This is a genomic window from Glutamicibacter bergerei, from assembly GCF_054495185.1.
In genome coordinates, this window is the sequence record NZ_CM137131.1 from 881886 (window position 1) to 899200 (window position 17315).

A 17315-nucleotide genomic window follows, 5' to 3' on the forward strand; every position below is an offset into this window, starting at 1 on the left:
CGGGTCTCGTGCGCTCAGCTGTTGACGCGCGTCGATGATCTGCGTCACTATGGAGGGGATCACTCGTGCCAAGCTGGAACTTCCCGCAGGGTACAACTCAAAAGTGGAAGGCATCATGAAGAAAACAAAACGTGGGTTGAAGCTCGTTCCCGCCCTTTCCGTGGTCTCAATCGGTTTGCTGCTGGCCGGTTGCTCCGGGGGAGCAGATCCCAATGATCCCAATGCCCAAGGCGGGGAGACCCAGGTTGCCGAATCCGACGGCGTGGTGGATGTCTACGGACCAGTCACTGGCACCGAAGCTGAGCTGCTCGAGAAGTCCTGGGCCGACTGGTCTGAAGAGAACGGCATCAAGATCCGCTACACCGGCGACAAGAACTTCGAATCCCAGTTGGGCATCAAGGTCCAGGGCGGAGATACGCCTGACCTAGCAGTCTTCCCTCAGCCAGGTTTGCTGGAAGCTACCGTAGCCTCGGGCAAGGTGCAGAAACTTCCTGAAGGCGCCCAAGCTGAAGTGGGGAAGAACTGGTCTGAGGACTGGCAGAACTACGGCAAGGTGGACGGCGTCCAGTATGGTGCACCGCTGATGGCCAGCGTCAAGGGCTACATCTGGTATTCGCCCAAACAGTTCGAGGAATGGGGCGTCAGCGTTCCCGAGACTTGGGACGAAATGACCGCCCTGGGAACCGAAATTACCAAGAAGACCGATGAGCCTGCCTGGTGTGCAGGATTTGCCTCGGGCGAAGCATCGGGTTGGCCAGGCACTGACTGGATTGAGGACGCTGTCCTGCGCCAGTCGGGCACCGAAGCCTATGACAAATGGGTGTCCGGAGAACTGGAATTCACCTCGCCAGAAATCACCAGCGCATTTGATTCAGTTGGCGAGATCTTGCTGGATCCGAAACAGGTCAACGCAGGCTATGGAGATGTAAAGTCCATTAATGCCACCGCGTTTGGTGACATCGGCACCGCAGTTGCCAAGGGCACTTGCCCGCTGACCCACCAGGCTTCATTCCTCGAAGGCTTCATCCTTGATGCCAAGAACGCAGACGGTGAAACACCTACGGTAGCTCCTGACGGAGATGTCTGGGCATTCATCGCACCACAATTCAACGAGGGTGATCCAACTTCGGTTGTCGGCGGTGGCGAATTCGTCGCGGCCTTCTCGAACGACGAAGACACTGCGAAGGTGCAGGAATACCTGGCCAGTGCAGACTGGGCCAATAGCCGAGTTAAGCTCGGTGGCGTGATCTCGGCAAACTCCGGCCTTGATCCAGAAAATGCCAGCAGTGATCTGCTGCGCTCTGCGGTGGAACTGCTGCAGGATCCAAGCACCACTTTCCGTTTCGACGGATCTGACCTGATGCCAAAGAGCGTCGGTGCCGATTCCTTCTGGAAGGGAATTGTGGACTGGATCGATGGGAAGCCCACCAATGAAGTTCTAGAGAACATCCAAGCCGGTTACGACTCTTAGTCACCAGTGAATAAGTGGGGGAGGCCGGTTCAACCGGCCTTCTCCAGCTTTAAAGGAGATATGATTCGTGTCTGATTTTTTCCAGTGGCTTGCCGGCTTGTCACCGCTTCTTCAAATACCGGTAATTTTGCTTTCCTTTGCCGTGGTGATCGGCCTGGTACTTGCGTTCGTTGAGGTTTCTACGAACCGTGGACGTGGCTTCGCAATTCTTCGTTTGCTCGCCGCCGTGCTCGTTCCTGTAGTAATACTCTTATTGCTCGGGCTATATGCCTCGGTCATGTGGGTCGCCGCAGTGGCTGCCGTTCTCGGTCTTGCCGTGTATTTCTATGACCGCCGCTCACGGTCGGGGGCCGGCACTTTTCTTCAGCTAACAGGATTCCTGGCCCCGGCCATGATCTTGCTGGCAATAGGGCTGATTTACCCAACCATCCGAACAGCAATTAGTGCTTTCATGACCAACGACGGCTCCGGATTTGCCGGGCTGGCGAACTTCGCCTGGGTCTTTACCAGCCCCGATGGCTTGACCGCCCTGCTCAATACGCTGGTCTGGGTCTTGGTAGCCCCGGTGGTTTCAACGATTATCGGCTTGGCCTACGCCGCCTTCATCGACAAGAGCCGTGGTGAGAAGTTCTTCAAGCTGCTCGTTTTCATGCCGATGGCAATTTCATTTGTTGGCGCGTCGATCATCTTCAAATTCTTCTATGATGCGCGGCAAGGCGAACAAATTGGCGTATTGAACGCAATCATCACCGCCTTCGGGGCGAAACCGGTGGACTGGCTAGGACTGGAACCATGGAACACCCTGTTCCTGGTCATCATCCTGATCTGGACCCAAGCTGGCTTCGCCATGGTGATTCTGTCCGCGGCAATTAAAGCGGTCCCTGCCGAACAGCTTGAAGCAGCTGCCTTGGACGGTACCACCCCGTGGCAGAGCTTCATGAATGTCACGCTGCCGGGAATCCGCTCATCGGTCATCGTTGTGCTGACCACCATTTCCATTGCTTCGCTGAAGGTCTATGACATCGTGTCCTCCATGACCGGTGGACGCTCCGAGACCACGGTTCTGGCCTACGAAATGGTCCGGCAGTTCCAGCTTGGCAGCCGCACCGGTTACAGCTCCGCATTGGCAGTAGTCCTGTTTGTCCTAGTGCTTCCGATCATCATCTACAACGTTCGCCAGCAAAAGAAACAAGGAGGCACTCGATGAGTACGGTCAGTGATTCCTCGCGCCGCTTGCTTAAAGCCACCGAAAAAACCGGCGGGAAACTGCGCAAGGCCAGTTCGTCTCGAATTGCCACGGCCGCTGCGTTCCTTATCGCCGCGATCTGGACCATCCCGACATTTGGGCTTTTTGTCTCCTCATTCCGTGAAGCCAACGACATCAAAACCACTGGTTGGTGGACGGCCCTGTCCAACCCGTCATTTACGCTGGAGAACTACGCGCAAGCGTTCGTCTCGGGCGACAGCTTGCCGCTGTCCAAGGCGTTCTTGAACTCCTTGGTCATTACGATCCCGGCTGCCATCATCCCGATCATCATTGCCAGCTTGGCGGCCTACGCTTTTGCCTGGATCAATTTCAAAGGGCGCAACACTCTATTCATCTTGGTCTTTGCATTGCAGATTGTCCCGATCCAGATGGCGCTGGTTCCACTGCTGCAGATGTTTTCCGATGGCGTGAAAATCGGTGGGTTGTATATCCTTCCCGGGCTAGGCGTTAATGGGCTCGACGGGGCCTATGCCAAGGTTTGGATTGCCCATACGATTTTCGCCTTGCCTCTGGCGATCTTCATGCTGCATAACTTCATTTCGGAAATCCCGGAAGAAGTCATTGAAGCTGCACGAGTAGACGGTGCCGGGCACGGAACTATATTCACTCGTATCGTCCTTCCGCTGGCGACTCCTGCCATCGCGTCGTTTGGAATTTTCCAATTCCTCTGGGTATGGAATGACTTGCTGGTGGCCACGGTCTTCACCTCCGGTGGGGAACTTCCGATTACCAAGGCGCTTCAAGACCTCTCAGGTTCTTATGGCCAATCGTGGGAGCTGCTCACAGCCGGAGCGTTCATCTCGATGATCATTCCGCTGGTTGTCTTCTTCGCACTGCAACGATTCTTCGTGCGAGGTTTGCTGGCAGGAGCCAGCAAGGGCTAAGTCGAGCTCGTTCCAGAACCAGAGGGTGTCCGTCTGAAATCTCAGACGGACACCCTCTGGTTCTCTGTTCCCAAGCCATGAATCCTAGGTAGGCTCATGCCTAAAGGACCAGCAACACCACGAAGGCGGAATTCTCATGGCAACCCTGTTGCTTACCAACATTGGACAGCTGACTACGGTTGACCAAAACGCCCGGGTGCTGGAACACGCCGCGGTGCTGATCCAAGACAGCCTGATCGCATGGGTCGGTGACATGGGCCAGGCACCGCAAGCCGATGAATCGATTGATCTCGGCGGGCGTGCGGTTTTGCCCGGCTGGGTTGACTCCCACAGCCACCTGATTTTCGGGGGCGACCGGGCCGAAGAATTCGTGGCGCGCATGGCCGGGCAGTCGTATGCCGCCGGCGGCATCGCGGTCACCACTTCAGCTACCAGCCAGCTTTCCGATAACGAGCTGAACGAAGCTGTGGCTGCACGCCGGGCGGAAGCTCTGGCAATGGGCACCACATGGATGGAAACCAAGACCGGTTATGGCCTGGCAGTGGATGAAGAGACCCGGCATTCGGTGCTGGGCAAACCGCTGGTTGATTCCTTGACCTTCCTCGGTGCGCACTTGGTACCTGCAGGATGGGATGCCGATGAGTACACGGAGTTGGTAACTGGCCCGATGCTGGATGCCGTGGCAGATAACGTTGACTTCGTCGATGTCTTCTGCGAACGCGGAGCTTTCACTGAAGAACAATCGCGCCGGGTCCTGGAAGCGGCAAGGGCAAAGGGACTGGCGACCAAGGTCCACGGAAACCAGCTGGGTCCTGGCCCAGGAGTGCAGCTGGCAGTGGAGTTCGGCAGCCACTCTGTAGACCACGTGAATTATCTGGAGGAAGAGGACATCCAGGCGCTCGCCGGAAGTTGGGCCGGCTGGGACTCAGCCACACGGACAGGAACTCCGGGCACGGTAGCAACCTGCTTGCCCGCCTGCGACCTGTCTACGCGACAGCCGCTTGCACCGGGCCGCGAACTGCTTGATGCAGGTGTGCGAATTGCTTTGGCCAGCAACTGCAATCCGGGTACCAGCTACACGAGCAATATGAACTTCTGCGTGGCTACCGCAGTGCTCCAAATGAACCTGTCGCTGGCTGAGGCAATCGAAGCGGCAACCTACGGCGGCGCCTTGGCCCTCGGAGTTGCCGGCCAAACCGGTTCCATCGAGGTAGGCAAACGTGCTGATCTGCATGTGCTTGACGCTCCGGTTGCTGCGCATCTGGCATACCGTCCCGGAATGAACCTGACCCACAGCGTATATCGGGCCGGCAAAGCAATCTAGCGGTTTGCCGCAGGCCACCGAGAACCGTGCTGCACCGGACACTATGCTCGGGGATTCCCGCCGGCGAGTGAGGAAGCCGATGAAATGGTAGCCGCCATTTCGACTCTCACTGTCCATGAGACTAGGACGGCAATACGAATATTCCGTCTGGGCTCGGGAACCCGGAACGCTGCTTGATGTGCGCGTAGACGCTGACCGACCACGGGGAATCTGACTGGTAGGGAGATAAATGCCAGTCGGAGAATCGTTGCATCAGTTGCAGCGAAGTACCTTGGCGAAGCTCGTCCTGGTCTGCTGACCCGCCTTTGGTATGGCTGGTGGTGCCGATAATGAGCACGCCCGAAGAACTGAGCACCTGATCGGCCAAACTGAAAATTCCCCGTAGCTGTTCGCGTGGGATGAATGCCGGAACATTGCCGGCCAGCAAAATGGCGTCGTACTGTTCGGGCAGGCCATGGCTGCGCAAAGAGGCGCTCTCCAGCTGATTCGCTGACAGCTGCCTGAACCAGGTCCCGTCGAATAGCTCTGCAGCTACCTCCAGGACTTGGGGTGTGGGGTCTATGCCGTAGGCATGGTGTCCCATGCGGCGCAGCGCATTGACCGTATTGCCCACGCCGCAGCCGATGTCCAGAACCTGTGATTCACGGTGGCATAGCATGTCAGTGAATCGGGCGACTACTTCCAAATCAGTACCGTCCAGAGTCAGCGCTCGCATCTTGGCCGCATATGCATCGTAGTTCGTGCCCATCTCCACAGTCTTGCATGAGCACAAGGCGTGAGCGACTTGTTTGCGCTTGTTGGCTGAAAATATGGCTCCGGATTAGGCATCCATGATAAACAAGACCTATGGCTAATACTGCTTTTAAGGGAACTCCCGTACAGACCATTGGTGAACTGCCAGCCGTAGGCTCGCAGGCTCCAGCATTCACCCTCACCGACACCGGCCTTGCAGATGTCACCAGCGAGTCGCTGGCTGGCCGCCGCGTAGTCCTGAACATCTTCCCATCGGTCGATACCGGTGTCTGCGCTGCCAGCGTTCGCCGTTTCAACGAACTGGCTGCCGGCCTGGAAAACACCACCGTAGTGTGCGTTTCCGCTGACCTGCCATTCGCCTTGGGCCGCTTCTGCGGTGCAGAGAACATCGAAAATGTGACCGCTGCTTCCGTGTTCCGCTCGGACTTTGGCTCGGACTACGGCGTGACCCAGGTAGATGGGCCACTAGCGGGCCTCTTGGCACGTTCCGTCGTCGTCTTGGACGAGACCGGCAAGGTCGTTTACACCCAGATCGTTCCGGAAATCACCACCGAGCCAGATTACGATGCTGCAATTGCAGCTCTGAGCTAGTCGCTTGTTCGCATCGATAATGATGCGCAGAAAATGCCCACCCGTGCTCGGGTGGGCATTTTGCGTCTAAACAATAAATGGGGTCAATGACTACCGTTTGCTCCACGCATACTTCGGCAGACGTTTATGATCTGAATCGGACGTAAAACATCGAATGAGATCTCGCTTATTCGGCGAGTTGCGGGTTTGGCTGATTGGTTAAGCAGTCTTACTAGCTTTTAGAGAGTGAGTAGGGGCGATCGAAACCGATAAATCTCGCCCCTGCAATTCATTAACGATGAAGCTTAGCGAGCTTGAAAAGCCGTTGACATCAATCTGTTCCTGAACAGTCCCACCTTCAGGCGTGCAAATGACTTTGATCTTTCCCTGATCCTGGTGCTTGTCATCCTGCCATACCACGGTGGACGAGGTGTCTTCGCCTTTGCGTCCAAGTACCGGCGAATATTGGCCACCATTCAGTGGAATTCCAACTGAGACAGTTTGGATCTTTTCTTCGATGGTCGTTTTGGTCGCCGCAATTTCATTTTTTTGCATCGGCACTAGCGACGGTCCTGTTGATGGTGTGGAGATTTCTGATTTGCCAACGGAGCAACCTGTGAATGAGAGGGCAAGTGCAACGATTGTTGCGAAAATTAGAGTGCTTTTTGATCTCAAGATTAATTCCTTGTTAGGCAGCAACTACTCGGAACTGGATTCCCGTAGGAGAAATTGCAGTCCCTGATCCGCTCGAAGTTTTGAATCCCGCAGTGTACTGCCGCCATTTGAAGATGTAGAAAGTGCTTTGTGGGCGAGCAACATACATTTGACGTGAGTTCATTTTAGACGACGCGGAAGACAAAATTGTAGTTAGCGAGCTTTGGACCGTGAAGTTCGTATTTGCGTTGAATGCTTTGATGCCCACACCTCCACCTGCAGACAAGCTAGCTGAGGCGGTGACTGAACGCGACAAATTGCCTTTCCCGCCTTTTCCTCCGATGCCACAGGACGACTCACTCGCACTCTTTTTGTTCAGCTTGCTGGTGGTCTCAACTTCAGGTTGTCGCAGGTTAGTCATGAGGCTCCTCAGCACGCGCACAGTCAGATCAGCCTATGATCGAAAATGTGAACGCTGAACAAATTGAGCAGACAGCAACCCGCAAAACTCTCAGGTTTGAGATCATCTTGGTTCTAGCCCTGTCTTTGGGGCAGAGCGCGGTGTATTCACTGATTAGTTTCGCCGACAAGGTGAGCCGTGCGCCGTTGCGTGACCAGACCACGTCGATGAATAATCCGTTAAACACGCGCGAATACTTTGACCTGTCCTATCAGTTGCTGGATATTTTCTTCGCACTGATTCCGGTTCTTCTCGCACTGTATTTGATGCACCGCACCCTGGGCCGAAGCGTGAAGGATGTAGGGTTCGACTTCCGCCGTCCGGGTAAAGATCTGTTACTTGGGGCCGGATTGTTTCTTGCCATGGGCCTTGGAACCCTGGGCGTATATGCCGCAGGCCGTGCCTTGGGAGTAACCACCGCGTTGTCCACGGCTAATCTTGGTGACTATTGGTGGAGCGTGCCGGTGCTGCTGCTTTCTGCCGTACGCCACGCGGTGCTTGAAGAAGTGATCATGCTCGGTTTCCTGTTTACCTACGGTAAGAAGCTGAACCTGGGACCGTGGACGCTGATTCTCGGATCTGCGCTGATCCGCGGTAGCTACCACCTCTACCAAGGCGTCGGCCCGATGCTGGGAAACATAGCCATGGGTGTGATTTTCGGTTGGATTTACCAGAAATATGGGCGAGTGATGCCGTTGGTGATCGCGCACTTCTTGTTGGACGCAGTGGGATTTGTCGGGTTCATGCTCTTCGGCCCCGCTATCGGTATCGGAGGCTAACCCCACAACGGCAAGCATTGCGCAATGGCAATAAACGACGTTTTCAACGGTACGTTTTACTTATGCAAATCAGTGAACTCAAACTGACCGAAATAGGCGAAGCAACAGCCCTGTGGCGGAGCGTCGAGCTTACGCGGCCATGGAATGATCCGGAGGCAGATGCACGTAAAACACTGGAGAATCAGAGCTCTACGATTCTTGCGGGACGTCATGAGCAAAGACTGGTAGCTACAGCCATGGTTGGGTTCGACGGACACCGAGGCTGGCTATATTACGTGGCGGTCCAACCCGGCATGCAGGGCCAGGGGTTTGGACAGGAGATTATGGGGGCAGCGTCGCGTTGGCTTGCTGAACAAGGGGTGCCCAAAGTACAGCTCATGGTGCGTACCGAGAACACTGATGTGATCGGATTTTACGAGCGGCTAGGCTACGAAGCTCAAGAAGTGGTGGTCCTAGGCAAAAGGCTTGGATAGTTGGAACGACAAAGGGTAGGCGAGGACGTTGCCGTCCGCACCTACCCTTTATTTCGACGTTCTTTGTTATAGCGTGACCAAACCATTGTCGGTTTCAAAGGTGACCGACAAGATGCCCGGAGTGCCGTTGGGTGCTTCGTATTCCATGCTCACCGCGCCAAGATTGACGTTCTCTGGCTGGCCTAGCCAGTCTAGGACGCGGTCGCGGGAACCAGCGATAGTGATGCTTTGAATCGCACCTACAGGCTCTAGAGCCTTCGAAGGGTGCAAATCCTCCGTTCCTGCGTCCCAGCGAAGCAAATACGGAACCTGCGGATCAGCGATGAGCCCCTTGATTCCAACTTGCTGCCAGGTGAGTTCGCGGCCGTCTGGGAACTTGCGGTTTCCCGGAACAGATTTACGTCCCAGCCGCTCTTCGGCGCTGGAGAGGTCTTCAACGGAAACGCACCATCCCATCCAGCCGCCGCCAAGCTCGGAGCGGGCTCGTACTGCCTGCCCAAACGGTGCTTTGTCGCTGGAAGGGTGGTTTAGAACTTCAACAACTTCTAGGTACTGGTTGTGCTTGAGCGGGAAAATTACATTCCGCGTTCCAAAACGCGGATGTACGCCCCCCTTGACGAATTCCAGGCCCAAAGCCTTGGAGATTCTTTCGGCGGTTGGCATGAGCCCATCGGGGCCACATGCGTAACTAACGTGATCTAGCCTCATCATGTGCCCCATCATGTCACTATGTGATCTCAGTCTCGACTTAGGCGACCCTAAGTGGTAATGGTGGGATCGAACAGTCTGCATAAATTTCTTCATTAAAGATCTATATGACCGATTGAGTCACGTTAAGCTATCTCATATTGCCAAATTCTTCGGCTATCGGGCAGACTTGAGTCAGGTCATGAGTCCCAGTAACAAGCCCCGGCTTACTGGGCGGCAACCCTCCGCCGCGGTGGGGTGCCCCGGGTGAAGACCTGGCCCTCGACGCACCAAGCGTTGAGGACAAGCGCGGGTTACCCCCTTCGAAAGCTCCTCGACGAGGAATTTGCCGTCGGTGTGTTTTTGAGTGGTGTACCCCCATAGTCGACAAACAATATGGAGGAAACCATGAGTAACAACTGGTCTTTTGAAACACGCCAGATCCATTCCGGGCAGCAACCAGATCCGGTCACCGGTGCGCGTGCCCTGCCGATTTTCCAAACCACGTCTTTTGTTTTCCCGAACGCCGAGAGCGCCGCGGCTCGCTTCGCACTGCAGGAGCTGGAGCCGATTTACACCCGTATCGGTAATCCAACGCAGGAAGCGGTCGAAAACCGTATCGCGGATCTTGAAGGCGGCGTCGGCGCACTGCTGGTCGCCTCGGGGCAGGCAGCAACCACCCTCGCAATTCTCAACTTGGCTCAGTCTGGAGACCACTTGGTGGCCAGCCCGAGCCTCTACGGTGGAACGCAGAACCTGCTCAAGCACACGCTGCGCAAGCTCGGTATCGAGGTCACCTTCGTGGCGGATCCAGACAACTTGGATCAGTGGCGTGCAGCGGTGAAGCCAAATACCAAGGCCTTCTTCGGTGAAGTCGTCTCCAACCCGCGCCAAGACATTTTGGACATCGAGGGAGTCTCACAGATTGCCCATGAGGTCGGGGTTCCACTGCTGGTTGATAACACCTTGGCAACCCCATATCTGATCCGCCCCATCGAGTGGGGCGCGGATATCGTCATCCACTCGGCCACCAAGTACCTCGGTGGTCACGGCACCGCCATTGCCGGCGTAATCGTGGACTCGGGCAAATTTGATTTTGCGAAGGATCCGGAACGTTTCCCGGACTTCAACACCCCCGATGAGTCCTACAACGGTTTGGTGTTCGCCCGCGATCTGGGCGTTGATGGCATCCTTGGTGCCAATCTTGCCTACATTCTGAAGGCTCGCGTGCAGTTGCTCCGCGATCTGGGCGCGGCTGTCGCACCGTTTAATGCTTTCCTTATTGCTCAAGGTCTGGAGACTTTGTCTCTGCGTATCGAGCGTCACGTGCAAAACGCGAAGGAAGTAGCCGTCTGGCTTGAAAGCCAGGAGCAGGTTGAAAAGGTCGCTTACGCTGGCCTGCCTTCCTCGCCGTGGTTTGAACGCGGACAGAAGTACTCGGCAAAGGGTGTCGGCGCGATTATTGCCTTCGATATTGCTGGTGGACTCGAAGCTGGCAAGGCTTTTGTGGATGCGCTGGAGCTGCATTCACATGTGGCCAACCTCGGTGACGTTCGTTCGCTCGTCATCCACCCGGCGTCGACCACCCACGCGCAATTGACCGAAGACGAACGTCTGGCCGCCGGTGTGCGTCCGGGCCTCGTTCGGTTGAGTGTGGGACTTGAAAACATCAAGGATATTCTCGCTGATCTGCAACTTGGTTTTGCTGCCACTAAGCAGCTCTCTCACCAGGAATTGCAGGAAACCCTTTAGGCATGGCATCCATAGTGACTACCGAAGAAACTCTGCCATCGCAGGAACTTACCGACGGGCAAGACGGCATTTTGCGTCGTGCGTTCGTGGGGGAGTACACCTTCGAAACCGGTGGCTACCTACCGCAGATCGAGTTGGCCTACGAAACATGGGGCCAGCTTAACGCGGAGGGGACCAACGCGGTGCTGGTGAAGCACGCGTTGACCGGTGATGCGCACGTATCGCGCGGAGATTCGCAGACCCCGGGCTGGTGGGAAGATTTTGTCGGCCCCGGGCTAACTGTTGATACCGACAAGTATTTTGTCGTGGCCATCAACATCATCGGTGGTTGCAATGGGTCCACCGGACCTAGTTCGCCAGATGAGCACGGCAACGCCTGGGGTTCACGCTTCCCCTTTATTACCATCAAGGATTCCGTGCGCCTCGAAGCGCGGTTGGCCGACCTGCTCGGGGTGCACTCCTGGCATACGGTCATCGGCGGTTCCATGGGTGGGGCACGAGCCCTTGAATGGGCGGTTGAATTCCCGCAACGCGTAAAGAACGTGGTGGTGATGGCCTCCACGGCGCAAGCCACGGCAGAACAGATCGCTTTTGCGCAGGTGCAGACCGAGGCCATTCGCCTCGATCCCAACTTTGCGCAGGGCGACTACTATGCCAACGGAGTGCGCCCGGATGCCGGATTGGGCCTGGCTCGACGCCTGGCGCATATTACCTATCGTTCGGAGGCTGAGCTTGAAGCGCGGTTTGCGCGTAATGCGCAGACCGGCGAACAGCCGTTTGTTACAACACGCGGCCCACGCGGCCGATACCAGGTGGAAAGCTATCTTGATCACCAGGCGACCAAGCTGGTTCATCGTTTTGACGCGAATAGCTACCTGGTGCTCACCGAGGCTTTGATGAGCCATGACGTGGCGCGCGGTTACGAATCGCTCACGGTTGCGCTGGCTCGACTGGAGAAGGTGAATGTGGTGGTCGCCGCGGTCAACAGCGACCGGTTGTACTTCCCGGCGCAGTCTGAACTGCTCGCCGCCTCGTTGCCGAAGCCTAAGCCGGTGCATTACATCGATTCACCGATTGGACATGACGGTTTCCTGACGGACGCCAAGCAACTTGGACCGGTACTGACCGCCCTAGTCTTTGATGACTAAGGGCTAAAAACTAAGCAGTCATATACATTTGGGACGTGGATTGTCGCACCAGTAATCGGTGCAACAAACCACGTCCCATTTGTTTTGTGTCTTTATTTTTGTCCGGGAGCGCTATCTCCAGCACCCAGCGAGGCATTCGGCGGCTGCACGGCGAAGGGCGTGGGAAGCGGTCTTTTTGCGCTAACTCCATCACCGGAAGACTGGTGGCGAATCCTGCGCAGGATCCACGGACCAAAGTACTCGCGAGCCCATTGCAGGTCTTCAATTCGTGCTTCGCGCCAGCTTCGGGTTGCGTGTTCTAATTGCGCGTCCATGACGCGTTCGTGGGGAACGTTCAGTGCATCGAGCACCATTGCGGAGATCACTTGGTGGCCCGCGGGGGAAAAGTGCAAGCGATCCGGATCCCACATTTGTGTTTGGCGCAGCTCGCTCAATGCCCAGAGATCTCCCACGACTGCGTCATGACGTTGGGCGATGGCACGGACGTTTTCGTTGTAAATTGCGACCTTGCCACGAATCCCACCAAGTACCGGGGTGTCGCGAATGTCCGGGCCGGTCAGTAAAACAATGGTGGCCCCAGTGCCACTTAACTCATTGATGGCGCCATCTAGCTTTTCGGCGATTTTATCCGGGTCGCCGCCGGGCCGGATGACATCATTTCCGCCCGCGCAAATGCTGATCAAATCCGGTTTAAGCGCGATTGCTGGTTCAAGCTGTTCTGCAACTATTTGATTGATTAGCCGTCCGCGGATGGCTAAGTTTGCATAGGCGAAATCCGGAACGGTGGTACTTAATTGCTGGGCGACGCGGTCAGCCCACCCACGATGTCTTCCCGGATTGTGCGGATCGGGGTCACCTATTCCCTCTGTAAAAGAATCTCCGAGCGCAACGTAACGCCGCCATGGATGATGTACTTCTTGGGGTGGGGCTGCCGGGCCGGAGATTGGGTTTTCAGACACTCCTACATTGTTACTCTTGGGTAACTTTATGTCAACGGATGAGAACAATTAATCGCGCAGCGCTTGGCTTCGCGCTTGCGTATATTCTTCGCGAGAAATGATTCCGCGTGTAAGCAGATCGTCTAGCTCGGATAGTTTCTGTTCCGTAGTTTTCTTCGGAGCTAGCATCTGCGAGCGAGCCAACCGGGTGGCGACGTCTGTCTGTAGGGTGAATGGATCAAATCCCGCTTTTCTGGTTGCCTTGTAATTTCGAACTGCGATGTAAATGATGAAGCCCACGAAAAGGATAAAGAGCACGGCAAATATTCCCGTTAGTAACGGAATAGCGCTAAAGGTCGTTTCCACGAAAGTTGAACCACCCAGTGGGTCTTCGTCGATGAAACCGAAATCCTGCAATTCATTAGAATCGATCAGCTGTGTTATATCCATCTCGTCCATGAGTCCCGTAATTCTGCGAGTTGGCCCCTGTCGACCACAAAGATCTATGACCGCTGGTGCTGCGTATTTGAATAATTATCACTAGTCAAACATGTTTATGAACAGAATGTAAGATGATTTTTGAAGTTTACGCTATTGCAACAAAAGACTTGTGACCACTATTGCGGATCAAAGTGCGCAAGATTCTGGTTGACTTGTTGGGTGAACGAAAAAACTTGGAATCCTACAGTTATCTGGTCTCGTCCCGAGGAAGAACGGGCGGGTACACCGTTGCTCGTGCTCTTGCACGGCTACCTATCCAATGAAGAAGACCTCATGGGGTTGGCTCCTATGCTGCCCAAGGAATTCACGATTGTCTCCGTGCGTGCACCTCAAGCACTGGGGCCGGGTTTCACCTGGTTCCCACTGATGCAAGATCTGGATTACTCCTTTAATGAAGTGAAATCAGCAATCACGGATTTGTGGAGTTGGCTAGAGCCAATTAGCAAGCAACATTCCTCGGTGAGCTTGCTTGGGTTCTCTATGGGCATGGCCGTGGCAACTTCGTTGCTGCGTTATCAGCCGGAGGCCATCAAAACCGTCGTGGGACTCTCCGGTTTTGCCGTTCCCGAAGAAGGAACAGGCTTCTTTAACGACGAAAAGCTTCGCCAGCTGCGCAAGCCACTTTTCTGGGGACGCGATCAAGAAGATCCGGTGATTACGGCGGAAAAAGTTGAGTACACCCATGGATGGGCAACCACCGACGTTCATCTCACCAAGGTGCTCTACTCAAATATGTTGCACTCGGTCAATGCGCAGGAGATGGCTCACGTACATGAATTTCTCAGCGCCGTGGTCCTGAAAACCGAGGCCGAGCAAGAAGTTTAATCTTACAAAAACTTGTGGCGGTGTCTCCAATAAAACAAGACACCGCCACAAGCGCAGAATATAAATTGAACTACGCGGTTTCGACAACTACCGATTCGCCGCGTACGGAGATCGTGTCTCCATTGCGCATCTGGGCACCGCGGCGAGTTTCGATCTTGCCGTTAACCAGTACCTGACCGTCTTCGATCAACTGTTTGGCGTGAATTCCGTCTTCGGCTAAGGACGCCAGCTTCAGTAGCTGTCCTAGGCGAATCGATTCGTCACGGATCTGAATGGGGAATACCTCGGAGTTTGCCATGGTTCCATCATCTCGCATCGAGGAGGGACTGTGAATGCTTTTCAGCCACGCACCGGCTTTTGTGGCGGATCAAACACAGTACAGACGGTGCTGAGTCACCCGAGAAGGGTGCGCCCCACGAGATGGACGCGATAGGCTTAAGCGGTATGTGTTTCCTACGGACCGCAACCAGCGGCCTCGTACTTTCCTTTGGAGTTGAAGATGGCGCCACAGTCCAAGCTTGATCAGGTTATTTCCCTCGCGAAACGTCGCGGATTCGTTTTTCAGGCTGGTGAAATTTACGGTGGTTCCCGTTCCGCATGGGATTACGGGCCACTAGGCACCGAGCTGAAAGAAAACATCAAGCGCGAATGGTGGCAGTCCTTTGTGCGTGGGCGCGAAGATATGGTGGGACTGGACTCGTCCATCATCCTGCCTAAGGCAGTATGGGAAGCCTCCGGCCACGTGAAGACCTTCACCGATCCACTCATTGAGTGCACCCAGTGCCACAAGCGCCACCGCGAGGATCACCTCATCGAGGCATTCGTTGCGAAGAAGGGTCGCGATCCAAAAGACGGCATGAGCGAAATCGCCTGCCCAGATTGCGGAACTAAAGGCCAGTTCACCGAGCCACAGCAGTTCTCCGGCCTAATGAAGACCTTCTTGGGTCCGCTGGATACCGAGGCTGGCATGGCGTACATGCGCCCGGAAACCGCCCAGGGTATCTTTGTGAACTTCGCCAACGTGCTCAACGCCAGCCGCAAGAAGCCACCCTTTGGCATCGGCCAGATTGGCAAGGCCTTCCGTAACGAAATTACCCCAGGTAACTTCATCTTCCGCACCCGCGAGTTTGAACAGATGGAAATCGAGTTCTTCACCGCACCAGAAGAAGCCGATGAATGGTTCAAGCACTGGGTGGATGCTTGCTGGGCTTGGTTCTTGGATCTAGGCCTGAACCCAGAAAACCTGCGCCAGTTTGATGTGCCCGAAGATGATCGTGCGCACTACTCTGCCGGCACCATCGACTTCGAATACCGCTTTGGCTTCCAGGGTTCGGAATGGGGCGAGCTGATGGGCGTCGCCAACCGTACCGATTACGACCTGACCAGCCACAAGGACGCTTCGGGCACCGACCTGTCCTACTTCAACCAGGCATCGGGCGAACGCTACGTACCTTTTGTCATTGAGCCTTCCTTCGGTCTGACCCGTTCCATGATGGCTTTCTTGGTGGATGCCTACACCGAGGACGAAGCACCGAACACCAAGGGTGGCGTGGACAAGCGCACCGTGCTGAAGCTGGACCCACGTCTGGCTCCGGTCAAGGCCGCCGTGCTGCCGCTCTCGCGCAACGAATCGTTGTCGCCAAAGGCTAAGGACCTGGCCGCGGAGCTGCGCAAGCGCTGGAATATCGACTTTGATGATGCCGGGGCTATTGGCCGTCGTTACCGCCGTCAGGATGAGATCGGTACTCCGTTCTGCATCACCGTGGACTTCGACACCCTCGAAGACCAGGCCGTGACCATCCGATCACGCGACACCATGGCGCAGGAACGCGTGGCCTTGGACCAGGTCACGACCTACCTATCCGAGCGTCTGAACGGAGCCTAGAGCGCATGAGCGACCTAGAGATTCGTCCCTGGCGTTCGGGCGATGACCTCGAACTGCTGCAGCTCTTTGGTGATCCGCTGTCCCCGCACGCCCATCAGGACCGCACGATGCTGCGCGAGAACAGCGATTCGCCGTTTTCCCGCACGTTGGTGGCGACCAGTGAATCGGTAGCCATCGGCGCCGGCGTCATTTTTGCTTCCTCGTTGCACCCGCAGCGTTTGTGGCTTTATGTTGAGGTGGCTCCGGGGCAGCGTCGACAAGGTGTGGGCACGGCTTTGGTGGCACGTTTACGTGAACTGATTCCTGCGGGGCAGAGCACCGAGCTGAAGTCGCGTTACACGGTTACTGCCGGGGACCCGGCAACCGCGGCACAGGGCTTCTGCGCCGCGCTGGGTTTGGGTGAGATTCAGGTTTCGCGTGACGTGATTGTTGAACCCGGTGCGCTGGCCGAACCGGTGTTTGACACCAATGACCGCGTGATCGAGGACATCGCCACCGGCAGCGTCGAGCTGACCAAACTGGTGATGGACTTCTATAACGCCACTCACCAGTGGGACCCGGCGAAGATGACCTTGGGCTCGGCACAGAAGATGTTGCTGGATGACCGCACCGGTGCCCAGGGGGCTATAGTGTTGCGTGACCGGCCACGTGTTGACGGCGGCAAGATCTTGGCCTTCGCGATCAGCTACATTCCGGCGCGCGAAGAGTCACCAACCGACGTGTTGGTGGGCTTCAACCCGGAATACAGCGATGATCAGGTTGCCGAGTCGATCCGTGACCTGGTAGCCATGCTGGTGTACCAATACCCGGTCAAGCTCGAAGTCGACTCCTCGATGTTTGTGCTCTCTTCCTTGGTGGATGCACTGGCAAGCGTGGAGCAGGCGACGGTCATCTCGACGACGCATATTCTGGCGAGCGACCACAGTAGCTAAACCAACCAAAAA

General features: G+C 55.9%; 19 protein-coding genes and 1 riboswitch. Of the genes, 12 read left to right on the top strand and 7 right to left on the bottom strand.

Annotated elements, in window-relative coordinates; genetic code table 11:
- Positions 1-115 precede the first annotated feature (115 nt).
- The 4 genes from ACX5K5_RS04095 to hutI all read left to right on the top strand — a co-directional run bounded on the left by ACX5K5_RS04095 (position 116) and on the right by hutI (position 4946).
- Positions 116-1471, top strand: a complete 1356-nt coding sequence (locus ACX5K5_RS04095) for an ABC transporter substrate-binding protein (protein ID WP_459175067.1) — start codon at positions 116-118, stop codon at positions 1469-1471.
- 67 nt (positions 1472-1538) lie between these two features.
- Positions 1539-2678: a carbohydrate ABC transporter permease gene (locus ACX5K5_RS04100; protein WP_134780850.1), complete on the top strand. Its 1140-nt coding sequence runs from the start codon at positions 1539-1541 to the stop codon at positions 2676-2678.
- A complete protein-coding gene (locus tag ACX5K5_RS04105; RefSeq protein WP_096256705.1) occupies positions 2675-3622 on the top strand; it encodes a carbohydrate ABC transporter permease in 948 nt (315 codons plus the stop codon). The genes ACX5K5_RS04100 and ACX5K5_RS04105 overlap by 4 nt, the downstream gene beginning before the upstream one ends.
- Before the next feature lie 136 nt (positions 3623-3758).
- Entirely contained in the window at positions 3759-4946 is a 1188-nt protein-coding gene (gene hutI / locus ACX5K5_RS04110; RefSeq protein WP_096256706.1) for an imidazolonepropionase, read from the top strand.
- Positions 4947-5067: 121 nt separating this feature from the next.
- Here the strand turns inward: hutI and ACX5K5_RS04115 are convergent, their stop codons facing one another.
- Positions 5068-5694 carry a class I SAM-dependent methyltransferase gene (locus ACX5K5_RS04115; protein WP_096256707.1) on the bottom strand — a complete coding sequence of 209 codons (627 nt, stop codon included), beginning with the start codon at positions 5692-5694 and terminating at the stop codon, positions 5068-5070.
- 98 nt (positions 5695-5792) lie between these two features.
- On the opposite strand from ACX5K5_RS04115, the gene tpx reads away from it, so the two are divergent.
- Entirely contained in the window at positions 5793-6290 is a 498-nt protein-coding gene (tpx, locus tag ACX5K5_RS04120; RefSeq protein ID WP_096256708.1) for a thiol peroxidase, read from the top strand.
- A gap of 198 nt (positions 6291-6488) precedes the next feature.
- Here tpx and ACX5K5_RS04125 read toward each other — a convergent pair whose 3' ends face one another.
- Together ACX5K5_RS04125 and ACX5K5_RS04130 are read right to left on the bottom strand one after the other, a co-directional pair.
- Positions 6489-6944: a hypothetical protein gene (locus tag ACX5K5_RS04125; RefSeq protein WP_141392962.1), complete on the bottom strand. Its 456-nt coding sequence runs from the start codon at positions 6942-6944 to the stop codon at positions 6489-6491.
- A gap of 13 nt (positions 6945-6957) precedes the next feature.
- Positions 6958-7344 carry a hypothetical protein gene (locus ACX5K5_RS04130; RefSeq protein WP_096256710.1) on the bottom strand — a complete coding sequence of 129 codons (387 nt, stop codon included), beginning with the start codon at positions 7342-7344 and terminating at the stop codon, positions 6958-6960.
- 35 nt (positions 7345-7379) lie between these two features.
- Between ACX5K5_RS04130 and ACX5K5_RS04135 the strand changes: the two genes are divergently transcribed.
- Together ACX5K5_RS04135 and ACX5K5_RS04140 are read left to right on the top strand one after the other, a co-directional pair.
- On the top strand, positions 7380-8162 hold the full coding sequence (locus tag ACX5K5_RS04135) for a CPBP family intramembrane glutamic endopeptidase (RefSeq protein WP_096256711.1): 783 nt from the start codon (positions 7380-7382) through the stop codon (positions 8160-8162).
- Between the two features lie 62 nt (positions 8163-8224).
- A complete protein-coding gene (locus tag ACX5K5_RS04140; protein ID WP_096256712.1) occupies positions 8225-8635 on the top strand; it encodes a GNAT family acetyltransferase in 411 nt (136 codons plus the stop codon).
- 66 nt (positions 8636-8701) lie between these two features.
- On the opposite strand, the gene ACX5K5_RS04145 is transcribed toward ACX5K5_RS04140, so the two are convergent.
- Positions 8702-9346, bottom strand: coding sequence for a VOC family protein (locus ACX5K5_RS04145; RefSeq protein ID WP_170947882.1), 645 nt, complete (start codon positions 9344-9346; stop codon positions 8702-8704).
- 174 nt (positions 9347-9520) lie between these two features.
- Positions 9521-9638, top strand: a riboswitch (SAM riboswitch).
- 92 nt (positions 9639-9730) lie between these two features.
- Between ACX5K5_RS04145 and ACX5K5_RS04150 the strand changes: the two genes are divergently transcribed.
- Both ACX5K5_RS04150 and metX read left to right on the top strand, forming a co-directional pair.
- Positions 9731-11074, top strand: coding sequence for a bifunctional o-acetylhomoserine/o-acetylserine sulfhydrylase (locus tag ACX5K5_RS04150; protein WP_459175068.1), 1344 nt, complete (start codon positions 9731-9733; stop codon positions 11072-11074).
- Between the two features lie 2 nt (positions 11075-11076).
- Positions 11077-12222 carry a homoserine O-acetyltransferase MetX gene (gene metX, locus ACX5K5_RS04155; RefSeq protein WP_096256714.1) on the top strand — a complete coding sequence of 382 codons (1146 nt, stop codon included), beginning with the start codon at positions 11077-11079 and terminating at the stop codon, positions 12220-12222.
- A 92-nt stretch (positions 12223-12314) separates the two neighbouring features.
- On the opposite strand, the gene ACX5K5_RS04160 is transcribed toward metX, so the two are convergent.
- Both ACX5K5_RS04160 and ACX5K5_RS04165 read right to left on the bottom strand, forming a co-directional pair.
- Positions 12315-13181, bottom strand: coding sequence for an SGNH/GDSL hydrolase family protein (locus ACX5K5_RS04160; RefSeq protein ID WP_096256715.1), 867 nt, complete (start codon positions 13179-13181; stop codon positions 12315-12317).
- Between the two features lie 48 nt (positions 13182-13229).
- Complete coding sequence (locus tag ACX5K5_RS04165; RefSeq protein ID WP_096256716.1) at positions 13230-13619, bottom strand: SHOCT domain-containing protein; 390 nt, start codon at positions 13617-13619, stop codon at positions 13230-13232.
- 201 nt (positions 13620-13820) lie between these two features.
- Between ACX5K5_RS04165 and ACX5K5_RS04170 the strand changes: the two genes are divergently transcribed.
- Positions 13821-14486: an alpha/beta hydrolase gene (locus tag ACX5K5_RS04170; protein ID WP_096256717.1), complete on the top strand. Its 666-nt coding sequence runs from the start codon at positions 13821-13823 to the stop codon at positions 14484-14486.
- A 70-nt stretch (positions 14487-14556) separates the two neighbouring features.
- Here the strand turns inward: ACX5K5_RS04170 and ACX5K5_RS04175 are convergent, their stop codons facing one another.
- The gene (locus ACX5K5_RS04175; protein WP_105678708.1) at positions 14557-14784 is read right to left on the bottom strand and encodes an RNA-binding S4 domain-containing protein; all 228 of its coding nucleotides are present in this window, start codon (positions 14782-14784) and stop codon (positions 14557-14559) included.
- Positions 14785-14985: 201 nt separating this feature from the next.
- On the opposite strand from ACX5K5_RS04175, the gene ACX5K5_RS04180 reads away from it, so the two are divergent.
- Positions 14986-16371: a glycine--tRNA ligase gene (locus ACX5K5_RS04180; protein WP_096256719.1), complete on the top strand. Its 1386-nt coding sequence runs from the start codon at positions 14986-14988 to the stop codon at positions 16369-16371.
- A 5-nt stretch (positions 16372-16376) separates the two neighbouring features.
- On the top strand, positions 16377-17303 hold the full coding sequence (locus ACX5K5_RS04185) for a GNAT family N-acetyltransferase (protein WP_096256720.1): 927 nt from the start codon (positions 16377-16379) through the stop codon (positions 17301-17303).
- Positions 17304-17315: the final 12 nt, after the last annotated feature.